Source organism: Asaia krungthepensis NRIC 0535 (assembly GCF_025995175.1).
GTDB classification, from domain to species: Bacteria; Pseudomonadota; Alphaproteobacteria; order Acetobacterales; family Acetobacteraceae; genus Asaia; species Asaia krungthepensis.
Window position 1 is genome coordinate 1 of record NZ_BAPV01000016.1, and the last position, 24,026, is coordinate 24,026.

Annotated in this window: 18 protein-coding genes; 7 read left to right on the plus strand and 11 right to left on the minus strand. The window is 60.5% G+C overall.

What is annotated here, in order from left to right:
* Positions 1-155: 155 nt before the first annotated feature.
* The 6 genes from AA0535_RS09765 to AA0535_RS09790 all read right to left on the minus strand — a co-directional run bounded on the left by AA0535_RS09765 (position 156) and on the right by AA0535_RS09790 (position 7,437).
* On the minus strand, positions 156-2,558 hold the full coding sequence (locus AA0535_RS09765) for a TonB-dependent receptor (protein ID WP_264815816.1): 2,403 nt from the start codon (positions 2,556-2,558) through the stop codon (positions 156-158).
* A 197-nt stretch (positions 2,559-2,755) separates the two neighbouring features.
* Positions 2,756-4,102: a purine-cytosine permease family protein gene (locus tag AA0535_RS09770; RefSeq protein ID WP_264815817.1), complete on the minus strand. Its 1,347-nt coding sequence runs from the start codon at positions 4,100-4,102 to the stop codon at positions 2,756-2,758.
* 76 nt (positions 4,103-4,178) lie between these two features.
* On the minus strand, positions 4,179-4,955 hold the full coding sequence (locus tag AA0535_RS09775) for an amino acid ABC transporter ATP-binding protein (protein ID WP_264815818.1): 777 nt from the start codon (positions 4,953-4,955) through the stop codon (positions 4,179-4,181).
* Positions 4,952-5,668 carry an amino acid ABC transporter permease gene (locus AA0535_RS09780; protein ID WP_264815820.1) on the minus strand — a complete coding sequence of 239 codons (717 nt, stop codon included), beginning with the start codon at positions 5,666-5,668 and terminating at the stop codon, positions 4,952-4,954. The genes AA0535_RS09775 and AA0535_RS09780 overlap by 4 nt, the downstream gene beginning before the upstream one ends.
* A gap of 8 nt (positions 5,669-5,676) precedes the next feature.
* Positions 5,677-6,630, minus strand: a complete 954-nt coding sequence (locus AA0535_RS09785) for a substrate-binding periplasmic protein (RefSeq protein WP_264815821.1) — start codon at positions 6,628-6,630, stop codon at positions 5,677-5,679.
* Positions 6,631-7,437: a phytanoyl-CoA dioxygenase family protein gene (locus AA0535_RS09790; protein WP_264815823.1), complete on the minus strand. Its 807-nt coding sequence runs from the start codon at positions 7,435-7,437 to the stop codon at positions 6,631-6,633. It lies immediately after the preceding gene.
* A gap of 194 nt (positions 7,438-7,631) precedes the next feature.
* On the opposite strand from AA0535_RS09790, the gene AA0535_RS09795 reads away from it, so the two are divergent.
* The 4 genes from AA0535_RS09795 to AA0535_RS09810 are packed head-to-tail and all read left to right on the plus strand — an operon-like array spanning position 7,632 to position 11,726.
* Positions 7,632-8,783: an aminotransferase class I/II-fold pyridoxal phosphate-dependent enzyme gene (locus tag AA0535_RS09795; RefSeq protein WP_264815824.1), complete on the plus strand. Its 1,152-nt coding sequence runs from the start codon at positions 7,632-7,634 to the stop codon at positions 8,781-8,783.
* 1 nt (position 8,784) lies between these two features.
* On the plus strand, positions 8,785-10,182 hold the full coding sequence (locus tag AA0535_RS09800) for an FAD-binding oxidoreductase (protein ID WP_264815826.1): 1,398 nt from the start codon (positions 8,785-8,787) through the stop codon (positions 10,180-10,182).
* Positions 10,179-10,751, plus strand: a complete 573-nt coding sequence (locus AA0535_RS09805) for a HutD/Ves family protein (RefSeq protein ID WP_264815827.1) — start codon at positions 10,179-10,181, stop codon at positions 10,749-10,751. Before AA0535_RS09800 ends, AA0535_RS09805 begins: the two co-directional genes overlap by 4 nt.
* Before the next feature lie 24 nt (positions 10,752-10,775).
* The gene (locus tag AA0535_RS09810) at positions 10,776-11,726 is read left to right on the plus strand and encodes an isopenicillin N synthase family dioxygenase (RefSeq protein WP_264815828.1); all 951 of its coding nucleotides are present in this window, start codon (positions 10,776-10,778) and stop codon (positions 11,724-11,726) included.
* Positions 11,727-11,730: 4 nt separating this feature from the next.
* Here the strand turns inward: AA0535_RS09810 and AA0535_RS09815 are convergent, their stop codons facing one another.
* From AA0535_RS09815 to hutI, 5 genes are all read right to left on the minus strand, one after another.
* Positions 11,731-12,891: an alpha-hydroxy acid oxidase gene (locus tag AA0535_RS09815; RefSeq protein ID WP_264815829.1), complete on the minus strand. Its 1,161-nt coding sequence runs from the start codon at positions 12,889-12,891 to the stop codon at positions 11,731-11,733.
* Positions 12,888-14,435, minus strand: coding sequence for a histidine ammonia-lyase (gene hutH / locus AA0535_RS09820; protein ID WP_264815832.1), 1,548 nt, complete (start codon positions 14,433-14,435; stop codon positions 12,888-12,890). Before hutH ends, AA0535_RS09815 begins: the two co-directional genes overlap by 4 nt.
* A gap of 6 nt (positions 14,436-14,441) precedes the next feature.
* Positions 14,442-16,133, minus strand: coding sequence for a urocanate hydratase (hutU, locus tag AA0535_RS09825; RefSeq protein ID WP_264815834.1), 1,692 nt, complete (start codon positions 16,131-16,133; stop codon positions 14,442-14,444).
* Positions 16,134-16,377: 244 nt separating this feature from the next.
* A complete protein-coding gene (gene hutC / locus AA0535_RS09830) occupies positions 16,378-17,103 on the minus strand; it encodes a histidine utilization repressor (protein WP_264815835.1) in 726 nt (241 codons plus the stop codon).
* Positions 17,104-17,213: 110 nt separating this feature from the next.
* Entirely contained in the window at positions 17,214-18,458 is a 1,245-nt protein-coding gene (hutI, locus tag AA0535_RS09835) for an imidazolonepropionase (protein WP_264815837.1), read from the minus strand.
* A 158-nt stretch (positions 18,459-18,616) separates the two neighbouring features.
* Between hutI and AA0535_RS09840 the strand changes: the two genes are divergently transcribed.
* The 3 genes from AA0535_RS09840 to AA0535_RS09850 all read left to right on the plus strand — a co-directional run bounded on the left by AA0535_RS09840 (position 18,617) and on the right by AA0535_RS09850 (position 24,024).
* Entirely contained in the window at positions 18,617-19,987 is a 1,371-nt protein-coding gene (locus tag AA0535_RS09840; protein WP_264815839.1) for a formimidoylglutamate deiminase, read from the plus strand.
* 44 nt (positions 19,988-20,031) lie between these two features.
* Complete coding sequence (gene hutG / locus AA0535_RS09845; protein WP_264815841.1) at positions 20,032-20,841, plus strand: N-formylglutamate deformylase; 810 nt, start codon at positions 20,032-20,034, stop codon at positions 20,839-20,841.
* A gap of 282 nt (positions 20,842-21,123) precedes the next feature.
* Positions 21,124-24,024: a TonB-dependent receptor plug domain-containing protein gene (locus AA0535_RS09850; RefSeq protein WP_264815842.1), complete on the plus strand. Its 2,901-nt coding sequence runs from the start codon at positions 21,124-21,126 to the stop codon at positions 24,022-24,024.
* Positions 24,025-24,026 lie beyond the last annotated feature (2 nt).

Here is a 24,026-nt window from a genome sequence, read left to right on the forward strand (position 1 = left end):
GTCAGCACGCCACAAACCAGAAATCAGGAGCCAGCCGCGCCAATCAACGGTTCTTCGAACCCTCCAGGTGTGATAGAAAACAACCGGGGCAGGATCATCCTGCCCCGGTCTGGCGGTGTCGCACGTGGCCCCCGATCTCTCCCGAGGGCAAGTCCTCAGAAATTGGCGCTGATCGAGCCGAATGCCATGCGCGGCGCGCCGATCAGGAAGGACTGATAGGATAATGCGCCATTCGCAATGTTCAGCGGGTTTCCGTTTTCTCCCATCGTTGCGATGTAATGCGTGTTCTGCAGATTGGTGACACTCAGAGAGAGGGTCAGGTCCTTCAGAGGATGCAGGCTCCGCTTGATCGCGGCAATATGGGTAAGATTATACTGGATCCCCAGATTGGAGAGCCAGTAGGACGGCACCTTGACATCGCCCGTATAGCTGAAGTTGCGCTTGCTGTTGAAACTTGCATCGACATAGGCCGTCAGACCCTGCCAGTCATAGGAAAGGCGGGTTTTGTACATGTAGCGCGGATAATTGACGATCTGCGCGCCTTTGAGGTGATAGACCGTGCCTGCCTCGTTGATATTCTGGTCATAGGTCGCATGGTCGTAGCTGAAGCTGTTGGTGAAGACGAGATTACGTACCGGCATGATGGTGAGTGCCGTATCGACACCATTCATCGTGACCCCGCCTACATTCGAGACAGTGGAAATGGGATTGACGGAGGAGCCCGAAGTGACCTGCTGGAGCCGGTTGTTGAAATTCGTGCGATAGCCATAGATCGATAGCCCAGCGTACTGGCTTGAATAACGATACCCCGCTGCATAGGTCCAGGCCGTCTCAGGCCTGAACGAGGATTTGCCCTGATCGAATGCCGTTTGTGTCACGGCAAAAGGCGACGCGCAAAGCTTGTAACCGCATTGCGCATAGGTATGGACGTTTTCGGAAATGTCGAAGAAGAGCTCGTGATGCGTGAGGAAATGCCAGTCCGCACTGATATGCGGCAGGAATGCCTCAGCCGTGGTCAGACCGACGCCACTCGCAAGCTGCGTCGTCGGCGAATAATAATCCGGATTGGCATAGCCATTACCCACGCGTGTGGTGCTCAGCACGGATTTGAACCCGAAATGGAGCGCCAGATGCTCGATGGGACGATACGTGTCCTGAACGAAGGCCGTGAAGGTGTTCGTGCTGTAATCCTGATTGAATATCTTGGCGAAGGGATGCTTCCAGTAATCCAGCGGATTGGGCAGCTTCTCGGTCAACTGGCCATCCACGATGTTCGGCATCTGGAACACATACTCGGGTGACTGATAGCTGTTGTTCTCATACCAGACACCGCCGCCCAGCGTGTTGTCACGGGTTTCATACTGAACACGCGAGAAAAACCCGAGGCGCTTGATGCCTGGCGCCTTGCGCAATTCGGAAAGCGGCGAGCCATTCGGAGAGGGGTAGTAGGGCGTGGTCCATGTCGCCTGGTTGGTCTCTCCGTGACCATAGGCCGTACTATCCCAGAGCAGGTGATCCGTAAGTTGCAGATGCGCCCTCATGCCCCCCAGATAATCGGCGCTGTTGAGGGTCGCGTCATAATAGGCGGAGTCCTCAGGATCCTCCAGCCCGGCAAAGGAGGAGGGGAAAATGCCGTTCGCCGCATTGATGGCTGCCTGCAGCCCGCTCTGCTTGCCATTATAGTAATTGGCGACCTTGTAACCGACCTTCTGGATTACCTCGGGCGAGGTATCGGGCGTCGAGAACTGATGCTCATCGGCCCAGTCGAAATAGGTCGAGAAATAGCTCTCCTGCCCGAGGGGCTGCACCAGTTTGGCGTTGACCTGCTGGATGAACTGATCGCCCGTCCCCTTCCAGATCTGGCCGTCCTGCCGGCTATAGGAGGTATAGAACCGCGTACCCGTCCGATTGAGATCGCCGCTGTCGAAGCGGAGGAAGGTGTGGTAATTGGCATAGCTGCCAAAACCCTGATTGATCGTCCCGCCCAGCTTGTGAGCCGGGTCGCGCGATATATAAGCCAGCGACCCGCCGAGATTGCTGGTCGAGGCTACATCCTCGGCACCGGCGGATTGGGAGATATCGATGCGGAAAATATTTTCCGCTGAAATCGCGAGTAGCGTGTTCAGCCCGTTATAATTACGCAGGGATTGCTCACCCAGCGGCATGCCATCCAGCGTGAAACCGATCTCCTGCTGCTGGAAGCCGTGCATGAAGAGCTGTTGCGACCAGATATCGACACCCTGGGGCTCAGCAGACTGGAACATGATGCCAGGCAATTGCGACAGCACCTTGAGAGGGTTCGTTCCGGCTGGAGCCTGAGACAGGAGCTTCTGGCTCACCGTCACGAGAGCACCGCGCGTGATGTGCTTGGCCTTGACGTCGAATGTCTCGGAAGTCGAGCTGAGATAAACCGCCGATTTCCCGACGGCCTGGGGCGTGACCGCCGCCACTTTTGCGCGGGCGGCCCGAGGCGGGGTTCCTGCCTTCGCTTTCGTGCCGTGCGCCGGAGCGGGGGTGCTCTGTGCCATGGCGTGCGGGGCTGCGGCAGAAACGAGCATGGTCGAGATCAGACAAAGTTTTGAAAACGAAATGATCCGCATGATGAGTCACCGTCGCGCTATGCTGGCGGCTCGCGGCCGGAGACGGGCGAGCTGCTCTCGAAGGAGGAAGGGCCCGCCCCGGAAAAGGCTGACCATAACGCAACGCTAAGATGTATATACGAGTACGGTCAACTAAATTCGAGCCGGATTCGTAATCATTTCACATGTCTCGACATACGGGCTGTCGCAAGATAAATCACGGTTGTGACGGCCAGTCCGGCAATCCATGAGAGATCGGCCCCGCCCAGCAAACGCGCCATAGTCCCGGTATAGAGTCCCGTCGATATGAACGGGACTTGTGCTGCCAACCCTATTGTATAGGCGAGCAGAGCCGGACCGTTATACCGTCCGTACACACCTCCATCGCGTCTGAAAAGCGACGGGAGATCATAGTCTCCATGCCGCAGAACGTAATAATCGAGCAGATTGATCGCCGACCACGGCACCATGATCGACATGAGAAGTTCGAGGAAACTCGCATAGGCGGTCTCGAACCGCCCCGCCATGAAGAGTGCCAGCACGAAGGACAGGGCAAGCAAAACCAGGGTCACCGCTCCACGCCACCCTTTGCCGAAACGATGCGTCGGGGCGAGGGTATGGAGCACGGTGATGGAGGAAAGCGCTCCACAATAAAGCGTCATGGCGTTCGCCACGACCAGTCCCAGCGACAGCACGCCCAGAATGGGAGCAGCCGCAGAACCGAGGCACTGGATCAGGCGGTCATTGACAGCCGGTCCGGCGAGAGCGCCCACGACCATCGCGACCAGTGAGCCCAGCACACAGCCCCAGTATGTCGCGTGAAAGGCCTGTTTTTCACCTGTCCGCGTCCGCGGCAGATAACGCGAATAATCCGAAACATAGGGTGCATAGGCAATCTGCCAGAGTGCGGCGATGGACATGGCTCCCAGAAAGCCGGAAACCGTGTCATGCCCCCCGGTTGTCAGCGCTATGCCCGGGGCAGAGGGCGCGAATAATACGGCACCCAGACAAAGCATGATCGCCCCCCCACAGAGCAGGGCAATGTAATGGGTTAGGCGATGAATGGCGCGATAACCCAGAACGGCAGGGACGGCTGAAATGACAGCAATGGCGATCATGCCCGGTGTACCCCCCAGAAAAGGGAGCATCATGGCAAGCCCCTGCGCGCCCAGAACCAGATTCGACGCAGCAAAACCGAGAAACATCAGCACGATCAGTGCCGTCATGGGGGCTGCCCCGATCATGCCGAACTGGGCGCGGGACTGGATCATCTGCGGAATACCGAGGTGAGGCCCCTGCGCCGCGTGAAGCGCCATGAACACTCCGCCCACGACATTGCCTATAAGCGCTGCCAGCAAGGCCATCAGGGGGGTCAGATGGAACTCTCCCCGCATGACCCCGCCCGTTGCGACGGCCAGCATGGTCATGTTGGCGCCAAACCACAGGCCGAACAGGTCCGATGGCTTGCCATGACGTCTTGACGACGCAATCGGATAGATCGTTTCGAATTCGACTTCGGTCATGCTGCCGTCATCCGGCTGAGCATGCTCCGCGGATATTGATGTGGAGTTCCGATCGAGAGGGGGATGCTTCATCATGTTACTCCTGCCCGGCAAGGTCGGACACGGCCTCCAGAAAAACGCGCATCGACAGAGGGGCTTGCGACCCGAGCATTTGGCCGGCCGGTCCGCTTGCGGCAATACGGCCTTCAGCGCAGAAATGGACGGTCGAGGCGATGCTGCGCACCAGGCGCATGTCATGGCTGACCACGATCATGGTCAATCCATCGCGTGAGAGGTCGCGCATCACGCTCTCGACCTCACGCACCAGCGCCGGGTCGAGAGCGCTTGTCGGCTCATCGAAAAGAATCAGGGCAGGCGACATGGCCAGGGCTCGGGCAATCGCCACGCGCTGTTTCTGCCCCCCCGAAAGACGATCGGGGTAATGCTGCGCAAAGCCCAGCATTCCCACCCGGTCGAGATGGGCACTGGCCATCATGCGTGCTTCTTCCCTTGGGCGCCCCTGAACCACGCAGGGCCCCTCCATCACATTTTCGAGCACAGTACGATGCGAGAACAGGTTGAAATGCTGGAAGACCATGGGCATGCGGGCCCGCGCCGCCTGCAATTGGCGCCTGGGGGATATCTGGAAAAGATTGCCGTCCTCGGAACAGAGTCGCTCGCCCCCGAATGTGATCTCGCCACGATCCGGCGTTTCGAGGAAATTCAGACAACGCAGAATGGTTGATTTTCCCGCCCCGCTCGGACCGATGAGACAGGCAATTTCACCCTCCTCAACAACGAGGTCCACCCCATCGAGTACCGCCCTGCCCCCATAACTCTTGCCAAGCTGTCTGACCGTCAGGACAGGATTCATCGCACGGCCTCCTTCTCCATGGTCGGAACTGTGCCAGACATCCTATCGGGTCCGGATCGGCGATTATGGGCGAGCCGGTTCTCGAGATGAAGGATCAGACGTGAGGAGGCAAAGCTCATGATAAAATAGATGATCGCCACGAGCAGATAGATGTTGCCCCCATCGAACGTGTCTGAAATGACGATGCTTGCATTGCGCAAAAGCTCGTTGACCGAAATGAACGACACCAGCGCACAATCTTTCAGCAGGGCAATGAAATAGCCCCCGAGTATCGGCAATGCCGCCAGCCCCGCCTGGGGCATGATCACGCGGCGGTAAAGTTGCACCCCCGACATTCCGAGCGAAATGGCGGCTTCTCTCTGCCCACGATCCACGGCATTGATGGTGCTTCGGAATACCTCGGACACATAGGCCGCGAGGTTGAGTGATAGACCCAGAATGGCGGCCGGGAAGGCACCAAGCGTCAGGCCCCAGCGCGGCAGCGTGAAATAGATGATCAGCAGTTGCACGATCAGAGGCGTATCACGCATGATCTCAACGAACGCATTGAGCGGCCATCTCAGCAATCGTGTCCTGGCACGACGGCCAAGGGCGATAAAAAATCCTGTCACCGTCCCGAACAGCATCGCGACAAGAGAAAGCTCGATCGTGACGAGCGCTCCACGCAGGAGAAAGGGCAGATATTCGCCCGCCTCGGCCAGGAAATCGAGCATGGAACCAGCTACTCCGAATCAGTACGGTCGGGCAGGACAAGGTGATCCTGCTGCGGCTCCCATACGCCGTAACGTTTCAGTATCGTTCTTATTGTGCCATCCCGACGCATTGAGTCCAGAGCCTCATCGACAGCAACCTTCAGATCTGGACAGCGATCTGAAATGACTACCCCTTCGCTTCCAAGACGATACGGGGCCTTGGCCTGTATCCCGGCCCAGCGCGGCTTCGGGGCATAGAAAACGGGCGTGCCCACAGTGCGCAGATCGGTGAAATGCGCTTTCTGGGCATGAAGCGTTCCCTGATCGACGATCACTGCCGCAACCTGATGGTTGCGCAGCGCCGTGAAAGGGTCGGCGAACGTCTCGAAATCAGCCACATCGGCCGCCACACCATCGGCCACCAGCCGATGCGCGGTTGCTGAATCGCTGGTCCCCATGACAGAGGCAATCGTCTTGCCCTTGAGATCGGCAAGAGACCGGATCGGCGAGTCCGCCAGCACGATCACATAGTCATAGAGCATGAAGTAAGGCGTCGAGAATAACACATGCCCCCGTATCCGCCGCTCTTCGGTAATATTGACGTCGCTCAGAACGATATCCCAGCGACCCGCCTTGAGCCCGGGCACCATGGTCGGCCATTCGGTGATGATGAATTCGGAACGTGCCACACCAAGGCGTTGCGTCAATACGTCCAGAAGGTCGGCATCGATACCGTGATATACCCCGTCATGGCTTTGCCAGAGAGAGGGGTGAGCGCCAAGCAGCCCATTCCCGACGCGCAGCACCCCCGATGCCCGTATCGTGTCCAGACACCCGGCCTGTGCGACGCCCGACGTCGCCAAAGTGAGAAGACAGCAGGACGCGAAACGACGCGCGCCCGGCCAGCGGCACTGGCGTAGCCACGCACGGATCGTGCTGGCTTTTCGGGACCTGCGCTGCGCAACGGGAGCCGGCTCGGCCATTCAGGCTGCCGTTGCGAGAACAGGAAAATCGGGGCCCACCAGTTTCTCGCCATCTCGCAGGGTCAGATGGGAGAAAGGGGGCGATCCCTTCCCGCCCCTGTCGGCGAAGCGCGCATTATCGCCTACCAGCCGCGCCGAGAAAACCCGCCTCCTCGTGACCGCGCCCAGAGTCGCAGCCGCCCCATGCACCGTCCCGAAATCGAAGGCAACGGCATCGCCGGGCTCCATAGCGGCGGAGACGATCCGGTAAGCACTCCTGTCGGCATCGATATCCGGCATGGGTGTGCTGTCATCGCCCGCATAGAGGGGTGTCCCGTCAAAACGCATGGGCTTGTGATCGACGCCCCAGCGATGGGACCCGGCGACACATTCCAGCGCATTCGCCTGGGGCACCGGGTCGAGCGGAATCCAGAAACTCACGCTTTGCGGCCCGCTCACACAATAATAGGGACGGTCCTGGTGCCACGGCGTCACGAGCGATGTTCCTGGCTCCTTGACCAGAACGTGGTCGTGGAAAAACCGCGCTTCCTGCGCGCCCATCAGCGACGCAGCAAGAGTCCCGAGAGGAGAGTCCTCGATGAATGTGCGGAATTCCGGGATCCGCTGCCAGTTGCAGAGATCCTGAAAAAATGGCGCCGAGTCTGCCGGCTGATAGGATCGTTCAAGTGGGCTGGGCGACGCCATCAGCCGATCGATTCCCTCACGCAGGGACTCGATCCAGGGCGTAAAAATACCCCGCAGAATGACGACGCCGTCATCACGGAACGCATTGACCAGTTCTGGCGACAAGGGGGAGGCAGACATCATCACAGCATGATCTCCTGACACAATCTGACAGTGAGCCTATGTTGTCTGTACAAGAGAGGTCAATTGATTTCCGTAATGAAGAAGCAGAAAATCGAGATGAAGATTGTGTATAAGACGCCATAAATCTTCACGCTTGCATGATCCGGGTCGATATCGTTAATCTTGTCTATACAACCATAAACTGGATATCGGACGTGCATTCTTCCCCCGGAACCCCGTCATCCGTCTCATGCTGCCGACCCGAAATCGCGGCCCTGCCAGCCTATAACGCTGGTCTCGCCTCAGACGCGGTCAAGGAACGATACGGTCTCGATTCTATCGCAAAACTTGGCAGCAATGAAAATCCCCATGGGGCCCCGCCTCAGGTGCGCGAGGCCCTAGCCGGCCTTTTCGACAAGCTGGCCCTTTATCCCGAAGCAGAACCGAGACTGCGCGCGCGTCTTGCCACCTATCTGGATGAGCCTATGCAGACGCTCATCCTGGGAAATGGCTCGGAACAGCTCATACGCATGATCATGCAGGCGGTAATCTCCCCTGGCGACAGGGTGGTGACCGTTCTGCCCTCGTTCGGACTGCATATCCTGAACGCGGTGGCGATGGGAGGGGTCGTCGATGCCGTGCCGGTCACCGAGACTTGCGAATTCGATCTCGAGGCCCTTTGCGCAGCGGTATCCCGACCAACGCGTATCCTCATCCTTTCCAATCCATCCAATCCTGTGGGCTGCATGATGACAGAGGCCCAGCTGGAAACACTGATTTCCGCCTGCCCCCCTGACTGTCTGATCGTGATCGACGAGGCTTATCGGGAATATGCGGCCCGCACCGCGCATTACCCGGATGCGCGCCGCGTCCTGCGCCGCCAATCCCGCCCCTGGATCGTGCTCGGAACGTTTTCCAAGGCATGGGGACTGGCGGGGTTGCGCATTGGCTGGGCCCTGAGTGACACCCCCGCCCTGATCGCCGCGCTTGAGGCCGTTCGCGACCCGTTCAATACCAATATCGTCGCACAACTCGCTGCCCTCGCTGCCTTGGAGGGAGAGAGCCATATGCGCGAGAGCGTGGCGGCCACGGTCAGGGCTCGGAATGTCCTCAAAGCCGGGATCGAGGCCATGGGCCTGGACGTCGCTCCCTCGAGCGGTAACTTCCTGTTTGTCAGACTACCCTGCCCTGCCGCACCGGTTGCGGAGGCGCTGCTCCGTCACGGTGTGATCGTCAAACCCTGGAAGGAACCCGGGTTCACGGACAGGATACGCGTCTCCATCGGCCTCGATGAGGAAAACATGCGTTTCACCCAGGCACTGCGTGCCATTCTTGCCGAGCCCCCTGCCCTTGAGGAACTGCCCTGAAATGAGACCCTCTGCGTCAGACCGTATCCGACTTGTCGCCGAACTCGACACCCTGTTTCCCGGACGGGTCTCGCGCAGTCCCTCCCTGCTGGAACAGCACAGCCACGGCGAAGGCTATCACGCCGCCCATGCGCCCGATGCTGTTCTTTATGTCGAAACGACAGAGGAGGTCTCGCAGGCCCTCGCATTCTGCAACGCCCATGACCTGCCCGTTGTGGCTTTCGGTGGCGGCACATCGCTTGAAGGGCAGCTCAATGCTGTCGAGGGTGGAGTATCGCTCGACCTGTCGCGCATGACGGCAATTATTGCGGTCCACGAAAATGATCTCGATTGTCGCGTTCAGGCCGGGGTGACCCGTCAGGCCCTGAACCTGCATCTGCGTGATCTGGGACTTTTCTTTCCGGTCGACCCGGGGGGCGAGGCAACGATAGGCGGTATGTGCGCCACACGCGCCTCGGGGACAGGGGCTGTACGCTATGGTACCATACGCGAAAACGTGCTGGGCCTGACTATCGTGCTGGCCGATGGACGCATCATGCAGACCGGGGGGCGCGTGCGCAAATCAGCCATGGGCTATGACCTGACCCATCTCATGATCGGTTCGGAGGGAACACTCGGGATCGTCACCGAAATACAGCTCCGCCTGCAGGGAATACCTGAGACCACGGCCGCGGCCATCTGCCAGTTCGACACCCTCGCGGGGTGTGTCGAGACTGCAGTGCAGGTCATGCAGATGGGCCTGCCGGTTGCACGCATGGAACTGCTCGACGACGTGCAGATGCAGGCTTGCATCGACTACTCGAAGCTCGACTCCTATCGCCCCGTGCCCACCATGTTTTTCGAGGTTTCCGGCGGCCCGCAGGCCGTGGCGGAGCAGATCGGCACGATCGAGGCCCTGAGTGTGGATAACGGGGGAGCTTCCTTCGCCTGGAGTACGCGCGATGATGAGCGCGCCGCACTCTGGAAGGCCCGTCATGCCGTCTACTGGGCCTGTCTCGCCTTTCGTCCCGGCTATGTCGGCATTTCCACAGATGCCATCGTGCCCATATCCGCCCTGACCGAGATGATTCTGGGCGCTAAGAGCGATATCGAGGCATCGGGCATTACCGCGCCTATCGTCGGCCATATCGGCGATGGTAATTTTCACACGGTCATGCTCGTGCCACCGGGGGAAGACGCTTTGGCGCGCGCCCATGATCTCGATGCCAGACTGATCGCCCGCGCCCTTTCTCTGGGCGGGTCTGCAAGCGGTGAGCACGGGGTGGGACTGGCCAAACGTGACTACCTCCCGCAGGAACACGACCCGGTTTCGATCGACGTGATGCGCAGTATCAAGGCCACGCTCGATCCGAAAAACATCCTCAACCCCGGCAAGATCTTTCCCGCAGCACGACCATGATCGCGCCCCACGACCTCACCACCTTCCCGGAGACGGACTGGAAGAACGGTCAGGGTCGTACCCGCGAACTGGCTCGGGGTGATACACAGAGCGGGACATGGCGGGTCAGTCTTGCCTCGATCGAGGGGGATGGTCCGTTCTCTTCCTTCCCGGGCCTCGTGCGCCATCTTGCCCTTGCCTCGCCCGGCCATCTGATCCTGAGCACCGCGGGCGACTGCCCTCATCATCTCGACCGTGCCGGCGCCATTCTGAGCTTCGACGGCAGCATGACCGTGACAGCGGCCTGCCCCTCGGGCCCGGTCATGGCATTCAATCTGATGGCCTCGCACGGACAGCCTGCCCTTCTGCACGCCCATGAGACGCCTTTCACACTGCCCCATACCCTGCATTTCACCCTGCTTCCCCTGAGAGGCCCATGGCATGTCGCCGGACACGGACCGGCATTCGGCCCGGGCAGCGTCCTCCAGGGGAAGAGTGCCGCAGGCGATACGCCCCTGAACATTTCCCCGATGGCACCGTCCGGGCCACAGGCCCCGCTCTGTCTCGCCGCCTTGATCCCTTCTCCCTGACCCTCAATCCGCCGGAGCCTTTTCATGAACGATCTCAGCTATCTTCCTGTCATCGATCTCGCCCCGGCCCGTGCCGGTAATCTTGAGGCGACAGGACGCGCCATCAATGCCGCCTTTTCACAATCGGGTTTCTGCTACGTGCGAAACCACGGCATTCCGGAAAGCCTGCTTGAGGGGATCCATCGCGAGGCACTCGATTTTTTCCATGCTCCGATGGAAGAAAAACTTCTTTGCAAGCCCCATCAGGCTGTAAGGGGTTTCAACGCGCTCAACCGCACCACCATGTATGGCGCGGCCAATCCGGATTATAAGGAGTTCTTCCAGATCGGGCTCGATCTGCCGCCGGATCATCCCCTTGTCCTCGCGGGCCAGCCCTTGCGCGGCCCCAATCTCTGGCCCGAGGGGCGGCCAGGTTTCCGCACCGCCATGGAGGCCTATTTCGAGGCCGTAGGCGTATGCGGGCAAATACTTCTGCGCGCTGTCGCCTGTTCGCTCGGGATCTCGCCCGATTTCTTTGTCACGCGCTATGCCAGACCGTTGCAGCGCAGTCAGGCCATCTGGTATCCGCCCCACCCGCCGGAACGCGAGGCAGATCAGTTCGGGGTGGCTCCTCATACGGATTATGGCTGCATTACCCTGCTCTGGCAGGATGACACCGGAGGGCTGGATGTGCAGGGGCCTGATGGTACCTGGATTCCCGCGCCGCCCATTCCGGGAACGCTCGTCATCAATATCGGCGACCTTCTGTGCCGGTGGTCGAACCGGCGCTATGTCTCGAACATGCATCGCGTCACCAACCGGTCCGGACGCGAGCGTGTTTCTTTCGCAACGTTCTACGACCCGGATTACGACGCCCGGATCGATCCGCACGATCTGAACCTGCCAGCCGGTACAGACGCCCTCTATATGCCCGTCTCCGCCGGGGATTACATCATGGAACGCATACGCGATTCACAAAAGCCCAGGCAGGGCTGAACCCTTATCCGTCAGAGTGAAGCACAGTCCGGCCTGCCTCGCGCAGCGCCTGGATCGTGCACAGCCCGGTAAGCGCCATGCAATCCGCCGTCTCACGGATCAACCGGTGCAGGGCGGTCTCTACATTTTTCGTTCCGCCCGCAGCCAGGGCCCAGGCCCAGGGGCGGCCCAGCGAAACGGCCCGCGCGCCCAGCGCAAGGGCCGTGACGACGTCACCGCCATGACGCACCCCGCCATCCACCACAACATCGAGCCGATCCTGCGTGGCGTCCAGTATGTCGGGCAGCATGGTGAGAGGCGACGGTGAAGGGTCCAGCTGTCGGCCACCGTGATTGGACAGGATCAGCCCGTCCACGCCACAGGAAACCGCCTGCCGGGCATCATCGGGATGGAGCACGCCCTTGAGAACGAGGCGGCCTTTCCAGCATGCCCTCAGCATCTCCAGATCGGCCCATGACAGGGTGGGATCGATCCGGGATGCAATGTCACGGGCCTGCCCCATGATACCGCGCGCTCCAGTATAACGCCCCATCGTCCCCAGATCGTTGCGTCTTGCCCGCAACCGGTCGAGAAGCCAGGCCGGGTGCCGGGCCAGACCCATGCTCTGGCCGAGACTGGGGCGCACACGGTCACGAAACCCGTTCCGGATGTCGCGCGGGCGCAGGGGTGTGATAGCGGTATCGATGGTCAGAACAAGCGTCCCGACCCCGCTCGCTGCGGCCCGGTCGAGCATATCCTGCGTCACGCCACGGTCACGCAGGATATAAAGCTGGGCCATGAGAGGCGCTTTTACTGCCGCCACCTCCTCCAGAGCATGGATGGAAAAGCTCGAAAGCGCCGAAGCAATCCCGCATCGTTCCGCCGCCCGCGCCGCGCCGATCTCGCCATCGCTATGAAACAGCCCGGCAAACCCGACCGGCGAGAGCAGGACAGGCGCCTTCAGAGCCATGCCGAAACAGGTAGTCTGCTGGTCGATACAGGATACATCGCGCAACCCGCGAGGCAGGAGCGACCAGCGCGTGAAAGCGGCGCGGTTGGCGAGAATTGTCTTCTCACCATGGGCGCCGCCATCGAGATAATCCGCAAACAGGCGAGGCAGGCGACGGCGTGCCCGTGCCGCCTCGATCGTGAAAGCGCCGTCATCCGGCGCGATCACCCCCCTCATGCGGCGTCGAGCGTGGGGAGCTTCAGCGATTGGCTCGCCGCATGGACAAGCGCCCCTGAGGCAATAAGAGCATTGGCAGCCTCCATATCAGGCGTGAAGAGCCGGTCCTGTGCGAAAAACGGCACGGTCTCGCGCAGCAGGGCCGCCGCCGCGACCAGCGGCGCGGAGGAACGCAGCGGGGCCAGGAAATCGAGCCCCTGCACGGCCGAAAGATATTCGATGCCAAGAATGGTGCGTACATTCTCGTTGATATCGCCAACACGGCGCGCCGCGAATGTCGCCATCGACACGTGGTCTTCCTGATTGGCCGAGGTAGGCAGGCTGTCCACGCTTGCCGGGTGGGCAAGCGTCTTGTTTTCAGAAGCAAGGGCCGCTGCCGTGACCTGGGCAATCATGAAGCCGGAATTGACGCCACTGTCATTGACCAGAAAGGGCGGTAATCCGCTCATGCCAGGATCGACCAGCAGGGCAAGACGACGCTCCGCAATCGCCCCGATTTCCGATACGGCAATCGCCATCAGATCGGCCGCGATGGCTACAGGTTCGGCATGGAAATTACCCCCGGAGATCATTTCGTCCGTATCGGGGAAATGGATGGGGTTGTCCGACACGGCATTGGCCTCGATCAGCAGGACGTGAGCCGCATGGCGCAATGAGTCCAGCGCAGCCCCCATGACCTGGGGCTGGCAGCGCAGGCAATAGGGATCCTGCACGCGCTCATCGTCGATCTCATGTGACGCGCGTATGGCAGAGCCGGCCATGAGCGCCCGATAAATGGCAGCACATTCGATCTGGCCCTTCTGGCCGCGCAGGGCATGAAGCCTCGGATCGAAGGGAGCATCCGTCCCCCGTGCGGCATCGAGGGTCAGCGCGCCGGTCACAAGCGCGGTCTGGTGAAGGGTTTCCGCTTCGAAAAGAGCGATAAGAGCCAGAGCCGTCGAGGTTTGCGTGCCATTGAGAAGGGCAAGCCCCTCTTTCGGCCCGAGTTCGACAGGCCTCAGCCCGGCACGCTCCAGAGCCACGGCGCCCGGCAGACGCTCACCGGCGAAGAAGGCCTCCCCCTCGCCGATGACAACCGCCGACATATGAGCAAGAGGCGCGAGGTCGCCCGATGCCCCGACCGATCCTTTTTCCGGGATCACGGGAATGACCCCGCGATTGAGCATGTCGAGCAGCAGGCGGACGATCTCGTACCGCACTCCCGAATAGCCTCTCGCCAGCCCATTGGCCTTCAGCAGCAGAATGAGTCGCACGACCGGCTCGGCCAGAGGCTTGCCGATTCCCGCGGCATGGCTGAGCACAAGGTTGCGTTGCAGATCACGCAGCTTTTCATCGGGGATGCGTGTCTTGGCCAGCTTGCCGAAGCCGGTATTCACGCCATAGACGGCCGCACCGCCCGCCACGATGCGGTCGACCGAGCGCGCGGCCTCGCGCAGGCGCGGTTCGGTGCCTGGCTCGAGCAGGATTTCAGGCTGGTCGAGAATGAAGCTGCGCAGGGACGCCAGATCGAGAGCGCCGGGAATGAGAGTGAAAACAGGCTTCATGATGGATCAGGCTCCGTCGATCATGGGCAGGGTGAGACCCTGTTCCCGGGCGCAGTCTTTAGCGATATCGTAGCCCGCATCGGCATGGCGCATGACACCGGTCGCGGGGTCATTCCACAACACACGTTCCAGACGGCTTGCGGCCTCCGCCGTGCCATCGGCGACGATGACCATGCCCGCATGCTGTGAGAAACCCATTCCCACGCCGCCGCCATGATGCAGCGACACCCAGGTGGCGCCAGAAGCCGTGTTGAGCAGGGCATTGAGCAGGGGCCAGTCGGAAACGGCATCCGACCCATCCTGCATGGCCTCGGTCTCGCGGTTCGGGCTGGCCACTGAGCCGCTGTCGAGATGGTCCCGACCGATCACAACAGGGGCCTTGAGCTCGCCGCTTGCGACCATCTCGTTGAAGGCAAGACCGAGCCGGTGGCGGTCGCCGAGCCCAACCCAGCAGATGCGTGCGGGCAGGCCCTGGAACTGGATCTTCTCGCGCGCCATGTCGAGCCAGTTGTGCAGATGCGTGTCATGCGGGAGCAGTTCCCTGACCTTTGCATCGGTCTTGTAGATATCCTCGGGATCGCCAGAGAGAGCAGCCCAGCGAAAAGGCCCGACGCCGCGGCAGAAGAGCGGCCGTATATAGGCCGGAACAAAACCCGGGAAAGCGAACGCTTCCTCGCATCCAACCTCGAAGGCCATCTGCCGGATATTATTCCCGTAATCGAAGGTCGGGACGCCCATACGGTGAAATGCCACCATGGCCTCTACCTGAAGACGCATCGAGTCCTTGGCGGCCCGCTCTACGGCAGCGGGATCTGTCACGCGCTTATGAGCCGCCTGATCGAGCGTCCACCCTGCGGGCAGATAACCGTTCAGCGGATCATGGGCCGATGTCTGATCGGTCACGGCATCGGGCCGGACGCCGCGACGCAGGAGCTCGGGAAAAATCTCAGCAGCATTGCCCAGCAGCCCCACCGAAATCGGCGCATCGGCCTTGCAGGCTGCATCGATCCATTCGAGCGCCTCATCGAGCGAGTCCGTCTTGCGGTCGAGATAGCCCGTCTCAAGGCGCTTCTCGATACGGCTCGGCTCACATTCGACCGCCAGCATCGACGCACCTGCCATGACCGCGGCGAGGGGCTGTGCACCGCTCATGCCGCCCAGACCACCCGTCAGGATCCAGCGGCCGCGCAACGACCCCCCATAGGATTGCCGCCCCATTTCGACAAAGGTCTCGTATGTCCCCTGCACGATGCCCTGACTGCCGATATAGATCCACGACCCTGCGGTCATCTGGCCGTACATCATCAATCCGGCCCGATCGAGTTCGTTGAACCGGTCCCAGTTTGCCCAGTGCGGCACCAGATTGGAATTGGCAATCAGAACACGCGGCGCGTTGGGGTGGGTGCGGAACACACCAACCGGCTTGCCCGACTGGACGAGCAGCGTCTGATCGGCGTCCAGATCGGTCAGGGCAGAGACAATCCTGTCATAGCAGGCCCAGTTGCGGGCCGCCCGACCGATGCCGCCATAAACCACCAGCTCAGAGGGCTTTTCGGCCACATCGGGATCGAGATTATTCATCAGCATGCGCAGCGCCGCCTCGGTCTGCCACGACCGCGCTGTCAGCTCCGGCCCGTGGGCCGCGCGAATAACCCTGTCATTGGCCAGCCTGGCTGGCGAAGAATCCTGGGCGCTCATGACATCTCCTGACCCGAACATGTATATACATGTCAAGGTGTGTCAAAAGGGCTCTTCCTGTCAATCGAAAATCGTCACGCTTTGCGAATGATAGGCCAATGCGTCGCGCATCTTGGCGTATCTCGCGTGAGTTCCTGTTGTCGCGGAAGCGCGGAGGCTCATTTCCAGAGTGAGAATGCGGACCATGCAAGCCCTTCCCTCCGACCCCGGATAGTTGGGGCGTTCCGCGGAATTTGTCGCCCTGTCAGGGCCGATAACGCCCGACAAAGCTGTAGCGACTTCCGGGATAGGTGAAGATGCCTTTCATCACCACACGCTCGTCCACCCAGGTGCGACGCATGAGTTGGAGGCAGGCTTCAGGGGCGTCAAGGTCGAGCAGATCGCAGGTTTCCTGGCTGGGCGTGACAGCAAAGACGACATGCTCGATTTCCTCAGGGTGGGAAATCGAGGAGAGATGCCGGTGGGGGTGCGACAGGCTGAAATCCTGCTCCAGATAATCGGGGGCAAAATGGGGCGAGACGAAGCGTTCCTCAACCTGAAGCGGCGTCCCATCTTCGAGATGAACGATGATCGAATGAAAAAGTCGCGCGCCGGGGCGCTGGCCAAATGCCATGGCGAGATCGCTGTCGGCCCGGATCGCATCCAGGGTGATGACACGCGTCGTATGGGTATGACCGTTCGACACGATATCTTCGGCAATGTCGCGCAATTCGAGCAGTTCGACACGCTTGAGCGGCTCGGCCACAAAAGTGCCTACACCCTGTGCCCGTGTGACCACGCCATCAACGGTCAGTTCGCGCAGGGCACGATGGACCGTCATGCGTGACACACCCAGAAGATCGACGAGTTCACTCTCGGAAGGAAGCCTGTGCCCCACCTCCCACTCCCCCGTCTCGATACGGGAGAGGATATATGATTTGACCTGCTCGTAACGTGCGGCCGGCTTGTCCTTGCCCAGCAATATGGTCACCCGCTTGCATCCCCTTTTTGCCCACGCCAGATGTCTATACCGGTCATACCCGGCTCGCCAGTCTTTAGCACGGGATCATGACCGCCCTGCTTCCGACTTCGCTGCTCCCGTCAGAGAGCCTGATCCGGGACGCCCGCAAAGACACGCCCCACAGGCACCACCCCGCCAATCCAGTAGGCGAGCTCGTGAGGGGCGGTAATATCCCAGAGCGCCATGTCGGCTGCCATTCCGGGCGCCAGCATACCGCAGGTTTCCGAGAGTCCGAGCGCGGCGGCCGCGTGACGCGTATGGCCTTCCAGCGCTTCGCGCGGTGTCAGCCGGAACAGGGTACAGGCCATGTTCATCACGGCCGTGGGGGAGAGCAGAGGCGAGGTGCCAGGATTGCAATCCGTCGCGAGCGCCATACGCACGCCATGCTTGCGAAAAGCCTCGACGGGAGGCAGTTTTTCCTCGCGGACGAAATAAAATGCCCCCGGCAGGAGAACCGCCACCGTGCCCTGTGCCGCCATGGCCCTGACACCCTCCTCATGGGCATATTCCACATGGTCGGCAGAGAGAGCCCCGAGCCGGGCCGCAAGCATGGCACCGCCCAGATCTGAAAGCTGATCGGCATGAAGGCGCAGTGTGAAACCGCAATCCCGCGCCACGATGAACAGACGCTCGATCTCGTGAGGCTGAAACGCAATGCCTTCGCAGAAGCCATCTACGCTGTCGGCCAGTCCCTCGGCTGCAATTCGAGGCAGGAGGTCGGCACAAAGATGATCCACATAGGCGTCACGACGCCCCTCAAATTCAGGCGGCAAGGCATGAGCGCCGAGAAAGCTCACATGCACGCGCAGCCTCAGTTCGGAACCCAGACGACGCGCCACACGCAACTGTTTGAGTTCGTCCTCGAGCGTCAGTCCATAGCCGGATTTGATCTCCAGAGTCGTCACGCCATTCGCCATGAGCCGTCTGGCTCGTTTCTCGGAAAGCGCGAAAAGTTCGTCCTCGCTTGCAGCCCTGGTGGCTCTCACAGTGGAGAGTATTCCCCCGCCGCGTCGGGCGATCTCCTGATAGGATACGCCGCTGAGACGCTCGGAGAATTCCCCGCTTCTGTCGCCGGCGTAAACAAGATGAGTATGTGGATCGATCAGCCCCGGTGTCATCCATGCTCCCCGGCAATCGATCACCTCCTGCGCCAGGGTTTCGGGTGCGCCGGGGAGCTCTCGACATAATCCTGTCCAGGCAATCCGGCCCTGTTCGACCGCAATCGCCCCATCGCGCAGCACGCCGGATTCTGTCTCGCTATCGTGATGACCTGCATGGGGCGCAAGCGTTGCAAGATGGGCGTTGATCCAGAGCCTGTCCCACATCGTTGCGCTACTCCTGTCCTGCTTGACCTGACTTATCTATACATGTCTAGTTATGAGAGCGTGAACGCGCAACGGTAATCGCAACACATTCCTCGCCGGAGCTCTTGGTTCCGGATCAATCCCCCTGTTTTCATCCTGCGGAGTTCCGGATGTCCGAAATGTCGTCTCCTCGCGCGGTTTTTGCCAGGCAGGCTTTCCTGCCCGGTGGCTGGCGTCATGACGTGCGTCTGCAATGGGAGGGAGGGCATTTCGTTCAGATCGACGCCCATGAAACACCCCGTGCGGGCGATCGGGTCGTCGACATTGCGGTGCCACCACTGGCCAGCCTGCATTCTCATGCCTTTCAGCGCGCCATGGCGGGACTGGCGGAGACACGCCGCGATCCTGCCGACTCCTTCTGGACCTGGCGCAAGCAGATGTATGCGCTTGCCTCGCGCATCACGCCGGACGATATGCGTGTCATTGCGGCCCAGCTCTATCTCGAAATGCTGAAGGCCGGTTTTTCCCAGGTGGGCGAATTCCATTACCTGCATCGCGGGCCCGATGGAAACGCCTATAACGACAAGGCGGAGATGGCCCTCGCTGTCGTTCAGGCCGCACAGGATACGGGCATTGGCGTGACCATATTGCCGACGCTCTACCGCCACGCGGGGTTCGGCAAGGCGCTGGCACCCGAGCAGGCACGTTTCGCAAGTTCACCTGAGTTTATCGCAACCATTCTCGAGACCATCGAGACACGGCACAAGGGCAATCCCCTCATCAAGGCGGGGCTCGGGCTGCATTCGCTGCGCGCCGTCGACAGGGAGAGTTTGGGCCGCATGCTGGGAATGATCGGCAAGGACATGCCGATCCACATCCATGTCGCTGAACAGCAGAAGGAAGTTGCCGACTGCCTCGATTATCTGGGCAGACGTCCTGTGGCATGGCTCCTCGACGAGGCGCCGGTCGACCGGCGCTGGTGCCTGGTTCATGCCACCCATCTGGATCAGGATGAAACCCGCCGTCTTGCGGCCTCCGGAGCGGTCGCCGGGTTATGCCCCATCACGGAAGCCAATCTGGGCGACGGGCTGTTCCCGTTGGAAGCCTATATCACCCAGGGCGGGCGTTTCGGTATCGGAACGGACAGCAATATCCTGCCCTCGGTATCCGAAGAGCTGCGCCTTCTCGAGTACGGTCGCCGTCTTGTGAGCCGGAAACGCTGCTGTGCCCTGCCGGGCGACACGCTGGGATCGGTCGGGCGTTATCTCTACGAAGCGGCTCTCAAGGGCGGGGCACAGGCCTGCCAGCAAAATGGCGGCAGACTTGCCCCTGGCATGAGAGCCGATCTCTGCATTCTCGACGCCGAAGCCTTGGCCCTGCCCGGTCTCCAGCAGGACGCGATTTTCGATGGCGCACTCTTCGCCCGCCCGAGCCTGCCCGTGCAACATATGCTGGTCGCGGGAGAATGGGTCATCGAAGGCGGCCGCCATGGCCAGGAGAAGACTATAGCGGATGCTTTCAGGCGTGTGGTGACGAAGCTGCATCATTGATCGCCCCCAAGAACAGACCAGAAAGAGAGACAGGAAACCGGGCCATGAGCGAAACGAGCGTTTTCACCCTGACACGCGGCGAGTCCCCGGTCCTGATTGCGCTGCCGCATAATGGCATCCTTCTGGCCCCGGGCATGGAAGCGCGCATGAGCGCCACTGGCCTGGCACGACCCGATACGGACTGGCATATGGAGCGCGTTTATGACTTCGCCCCTGAACTGGGTATGGGCGTTATTGCAGCAAAATATTCGCGCTACGTCATTGACCTCAATCGTGGGCCCGATGATGCCACGCTGTATCCCGGTCGGCCGAAAACCGGGCTTGTGCCAGAATTCAGCTTTGACGGCGACGACCTCTATCGCCCCGGCGAAATCCCCGCAGAGGATGAGATCGCCCACCGTCTCGAGACATACTGGAAACCCTATCATGCAGCGTTGGAGGCGGAGCTCGAAAGACTGCGAGGTATATGGGGCTGGGCCGTACTCTGGGACGGACATTCCATACGCTCGGTCGTGCCCCGGCTTTTCGAGGGGCAACTGCCTGACCTCAACCTCGGGACCAATGACGGGGCATCCTGCGATGTCCGCCTGACAGATGCGCTGGGCAGGCTCCTTGCTGGCCAGAGCAGCCTGACCACCATCGTCAACGGGCGGTTCAAGGGCGGCTACACAACCCGTCATTACGGCCAGCCCTCACGCAACATCCATGCCATCCAGATGGAGATGGCCCAGAGCACCTATATGGCGCATGAGCAGGCGCCCTGGACGATCGATGAGAGCAGACTTGGAGAGACCCAGACCGTGCTTCTCAGCCTCATGCGTTATCTCACCACATGGCGCCCCTCTCCGGGCTGAAACGGCTCTCATGCGCTCAAGTCCGTGAGCGGGCTTTCTAACGTCCAGACGGCCTCCATCCTGCGGTCACCTTCTGGCCGCCGAAACCTTCCCCCCCTGTCACAGGACGGCCATCAGAGCCCTGTTCTGAGCGCGTGGTTTGTCGCGTGGTGTTTCCCAACCCCTTAACAGAAAGTTATGGCTTGCCTTTCGTTTCGAAATCGACACCTAGCGTTACCTGCTCCCATATTGGTTCGATAACGGAATGTAATGGTCATTACCGAGCGACCGAAGGGCAGGATCATGAGTGCAAGTCAGGCCGTACGCAAAACACTTCTGGCCTTCACGATCCTTTCCGGAGGCGGAAGTAGCGCCGCATGGGCCCAGACGACGCCGGATGCGCCGCAGGGTCAGGTGTCCCATGTGAAATCGGCCAAAGGCACCCCAACGCAGCGATCGCCGCAGATCAAGGCACCTTCCCGATCCCGCTCTGACAATGAGGCCTCAGGTCGTGAGGTTCTGACGGTCACGGGCACCCATATTGCCAATAGCCGTATTAAATCGCCCACGCCCGTAAGCTCGCTGAGTGCCCAGGAGATCCGCAACCAGTCTCCCACCAATAATCTGGCCGACCTCGTCAATCAGTTGCCGCAATTTGCAGGAAGCGTCACGCCGCAGAATTCCACTCTGGCCTTGAGCTCGGGCCTTGCAGGGATCAACGCCCTCAACCTGCGCAATCTGGGGCCTGTGCGCTCGCTGGTGCTTCTGGATGGGCGGCGCGTTCCGGCCTCCGCCATTACGGGCATTGTCGATATCAACACCCTGCCCCAGCAGCTTGTCAAACGCGTGGATGTCGTGACCGGGGGTGCATCGGCGCAATATGGCTCCGATGCGGTGGCCGGTGTCACCAACTTCATTCTCGACAAGACCTATACCGGGCTCAAGGTCGATGCAGATTCAGGCATCTCGAATCATGGTGACGGTCAGAACGAGCATGCCGCCATTGCGGGAGGGTTCGGCTTTGCAGGTGGCAAGGGCCATGTTCTGCTCAGTGGCGATTACGCTCATCAGGATGGCATTTTCAGCATCGATCGCGGCTGGAACCGCAATGGCGACCGCATCGTGGCCAACCCGGCCTACGCAGCAGGAAATGGCCAGCCCTATTATATCCGTGTGGGCGATGCGGGCACGAATAATGCCCTACCGGGAGGAATCATCAACGCCTCTACGGGTGGCGTGACGAATGCATTGCGTGGCCTCTATTTCGGCCAGGGTGGGAATGTGAACCGTTACAATTACGGAACTCTCTCGACCTCGAGTGTGTCCGTGGGGGGCGATCAGGCTCTGGCCAACAACAATGTCAATCTCGGGCTCCAGCCCGAAAGCGATCGCAAAAATCTGTATGGCCGCCTGAGTTACGACGTCGCCCCCTGGATGACGCTCTATGGGGAAGGCTCCTATAACCAGAGCGAATATATCTACAATGCGGGTCCGCAATATCTCAGCTCGATAGCGATCAAGGGCACCAACCCCTATCTTGTCGATGCGCTTGGCGCAGCCGCCCTTAAAAACGTCACCGGGGTGACGGTCGGCACCACCGCGCTCGACATGCCCTATCGACAGATCGACAATTACCGCACCGTTCAACGCTATACTTTCGGTGGCGAGGGCAATTTCACGATGTTCGGGCGGCGCGCCTCTTGGACGGCCTATGCGCAATACGGCGTCATGCATTCGCATGAGCAGATCAATAACGTGATGAACACCGCCAAGATCGCCAATGCGACGGATGCCGTGCGCAACTCTGCGGGCCAGATTGTCTGTCGTTCCAGCCTGACCGACCCGGGCAATGGCTGCGCGCCTATCGATTGGCTGGGCACAGGGGTCATGTCGCAGGCCGCTATCGGCTACGTTCTGGGCAATCCCTGGCGTGAGCAGCGTTTTCAGGAGATCGTGTCGGGGGTCAATCTCTCGACCACGCCTTTCGCCACCTGGGCGGGCGATGTGAACGTGGCCGTCGGTGGCGAATATCGCGACGAGCGCGCTTCGGGCTATGTCCCGACCGAGTATCAGAAAGGCTGGTCCGTCGGGAATTACCTGCCCACTTTCGGCAATTACAACGTGAAGGAAGCCTATCTGGAAACCGCCGTGCCGCTTGCGCGCGGGCTGGCCTTCAATGGTGCGGTACGCGCCACCGATTATTCCACCTCGGGCTACGTCACGACATGGAAGATTGGCGGCACCTGGCAGCCTGTGCGCGACATTCTCTTCAGGGCCACGCAGTCTCACGATATCCGCGCACCGAACATCAACGAGCTTTATAACGCAGGCACGTCGCAGACGACCACCGTCCTCGATCCTGCGACCGGCAAGACGAATACCGTGCTGTCCACCACCACGGGCAATCCGAACCTCAAGCCGGAAACAGCCAATACGACCGTGGTCGGTGCGGTCATCACGCCGCGCTATGTGCCGGGGCTCGCGCTCTCCATCGACTGGTTCCATACCAAGATCAAGCACGCCATCCAGCAATTCTATCCGCAATCCATCGTCGATGAATGTTATCAGGGCTACACCACGTTCTGTTCTGCCATACGCCCCGACCCCAGCGGCACACGCGATCTGCTGATCAGCGCCTCACCCTTCAATTTTGCGAAGCTGGAAACCAGCGGCATCGATATCGACGCCTCCTATACCTTCCCGCTGCGACGCATCCTGCGGGATGCGGGAGGGGCCTTCACCATTCATGGTCAGGCAAGCAATTATCTCAAATATGTCTCCGATTCCGGCATGGGTTATGTGGTCGATACTGCGGGCGATATCACCAACGGACCGCCGAAATGGATCTATCGCTTCTCGGCCACCTATAGCGCCGAGAGCTACAGCATCACGGCCGTGGCACGCGGCATCAGCGCCGGGAATTATTCCAACAGCTACGTGCAGTGCACCACGACCTGCGGGGCCTATAACGCAAATTATCCTTCGATCAATAATAACCGCGTGCCGGGCAATTTCTATTTCGACATGAATTTCACCTACAAGCTGCCCGTACGCAATGTTGGCGCCATGCAGCTCTTCCTTAACGTCACCAACCTGGGCAATGCGCCGCCAATTCTCCTGCCGACAAGTGGGCTGGAAGCGGACTCAACCTATTCCAATCTGCTCGGTCGCACCTATCGTGGTGGCGTGCGCATGGAATTCTGACC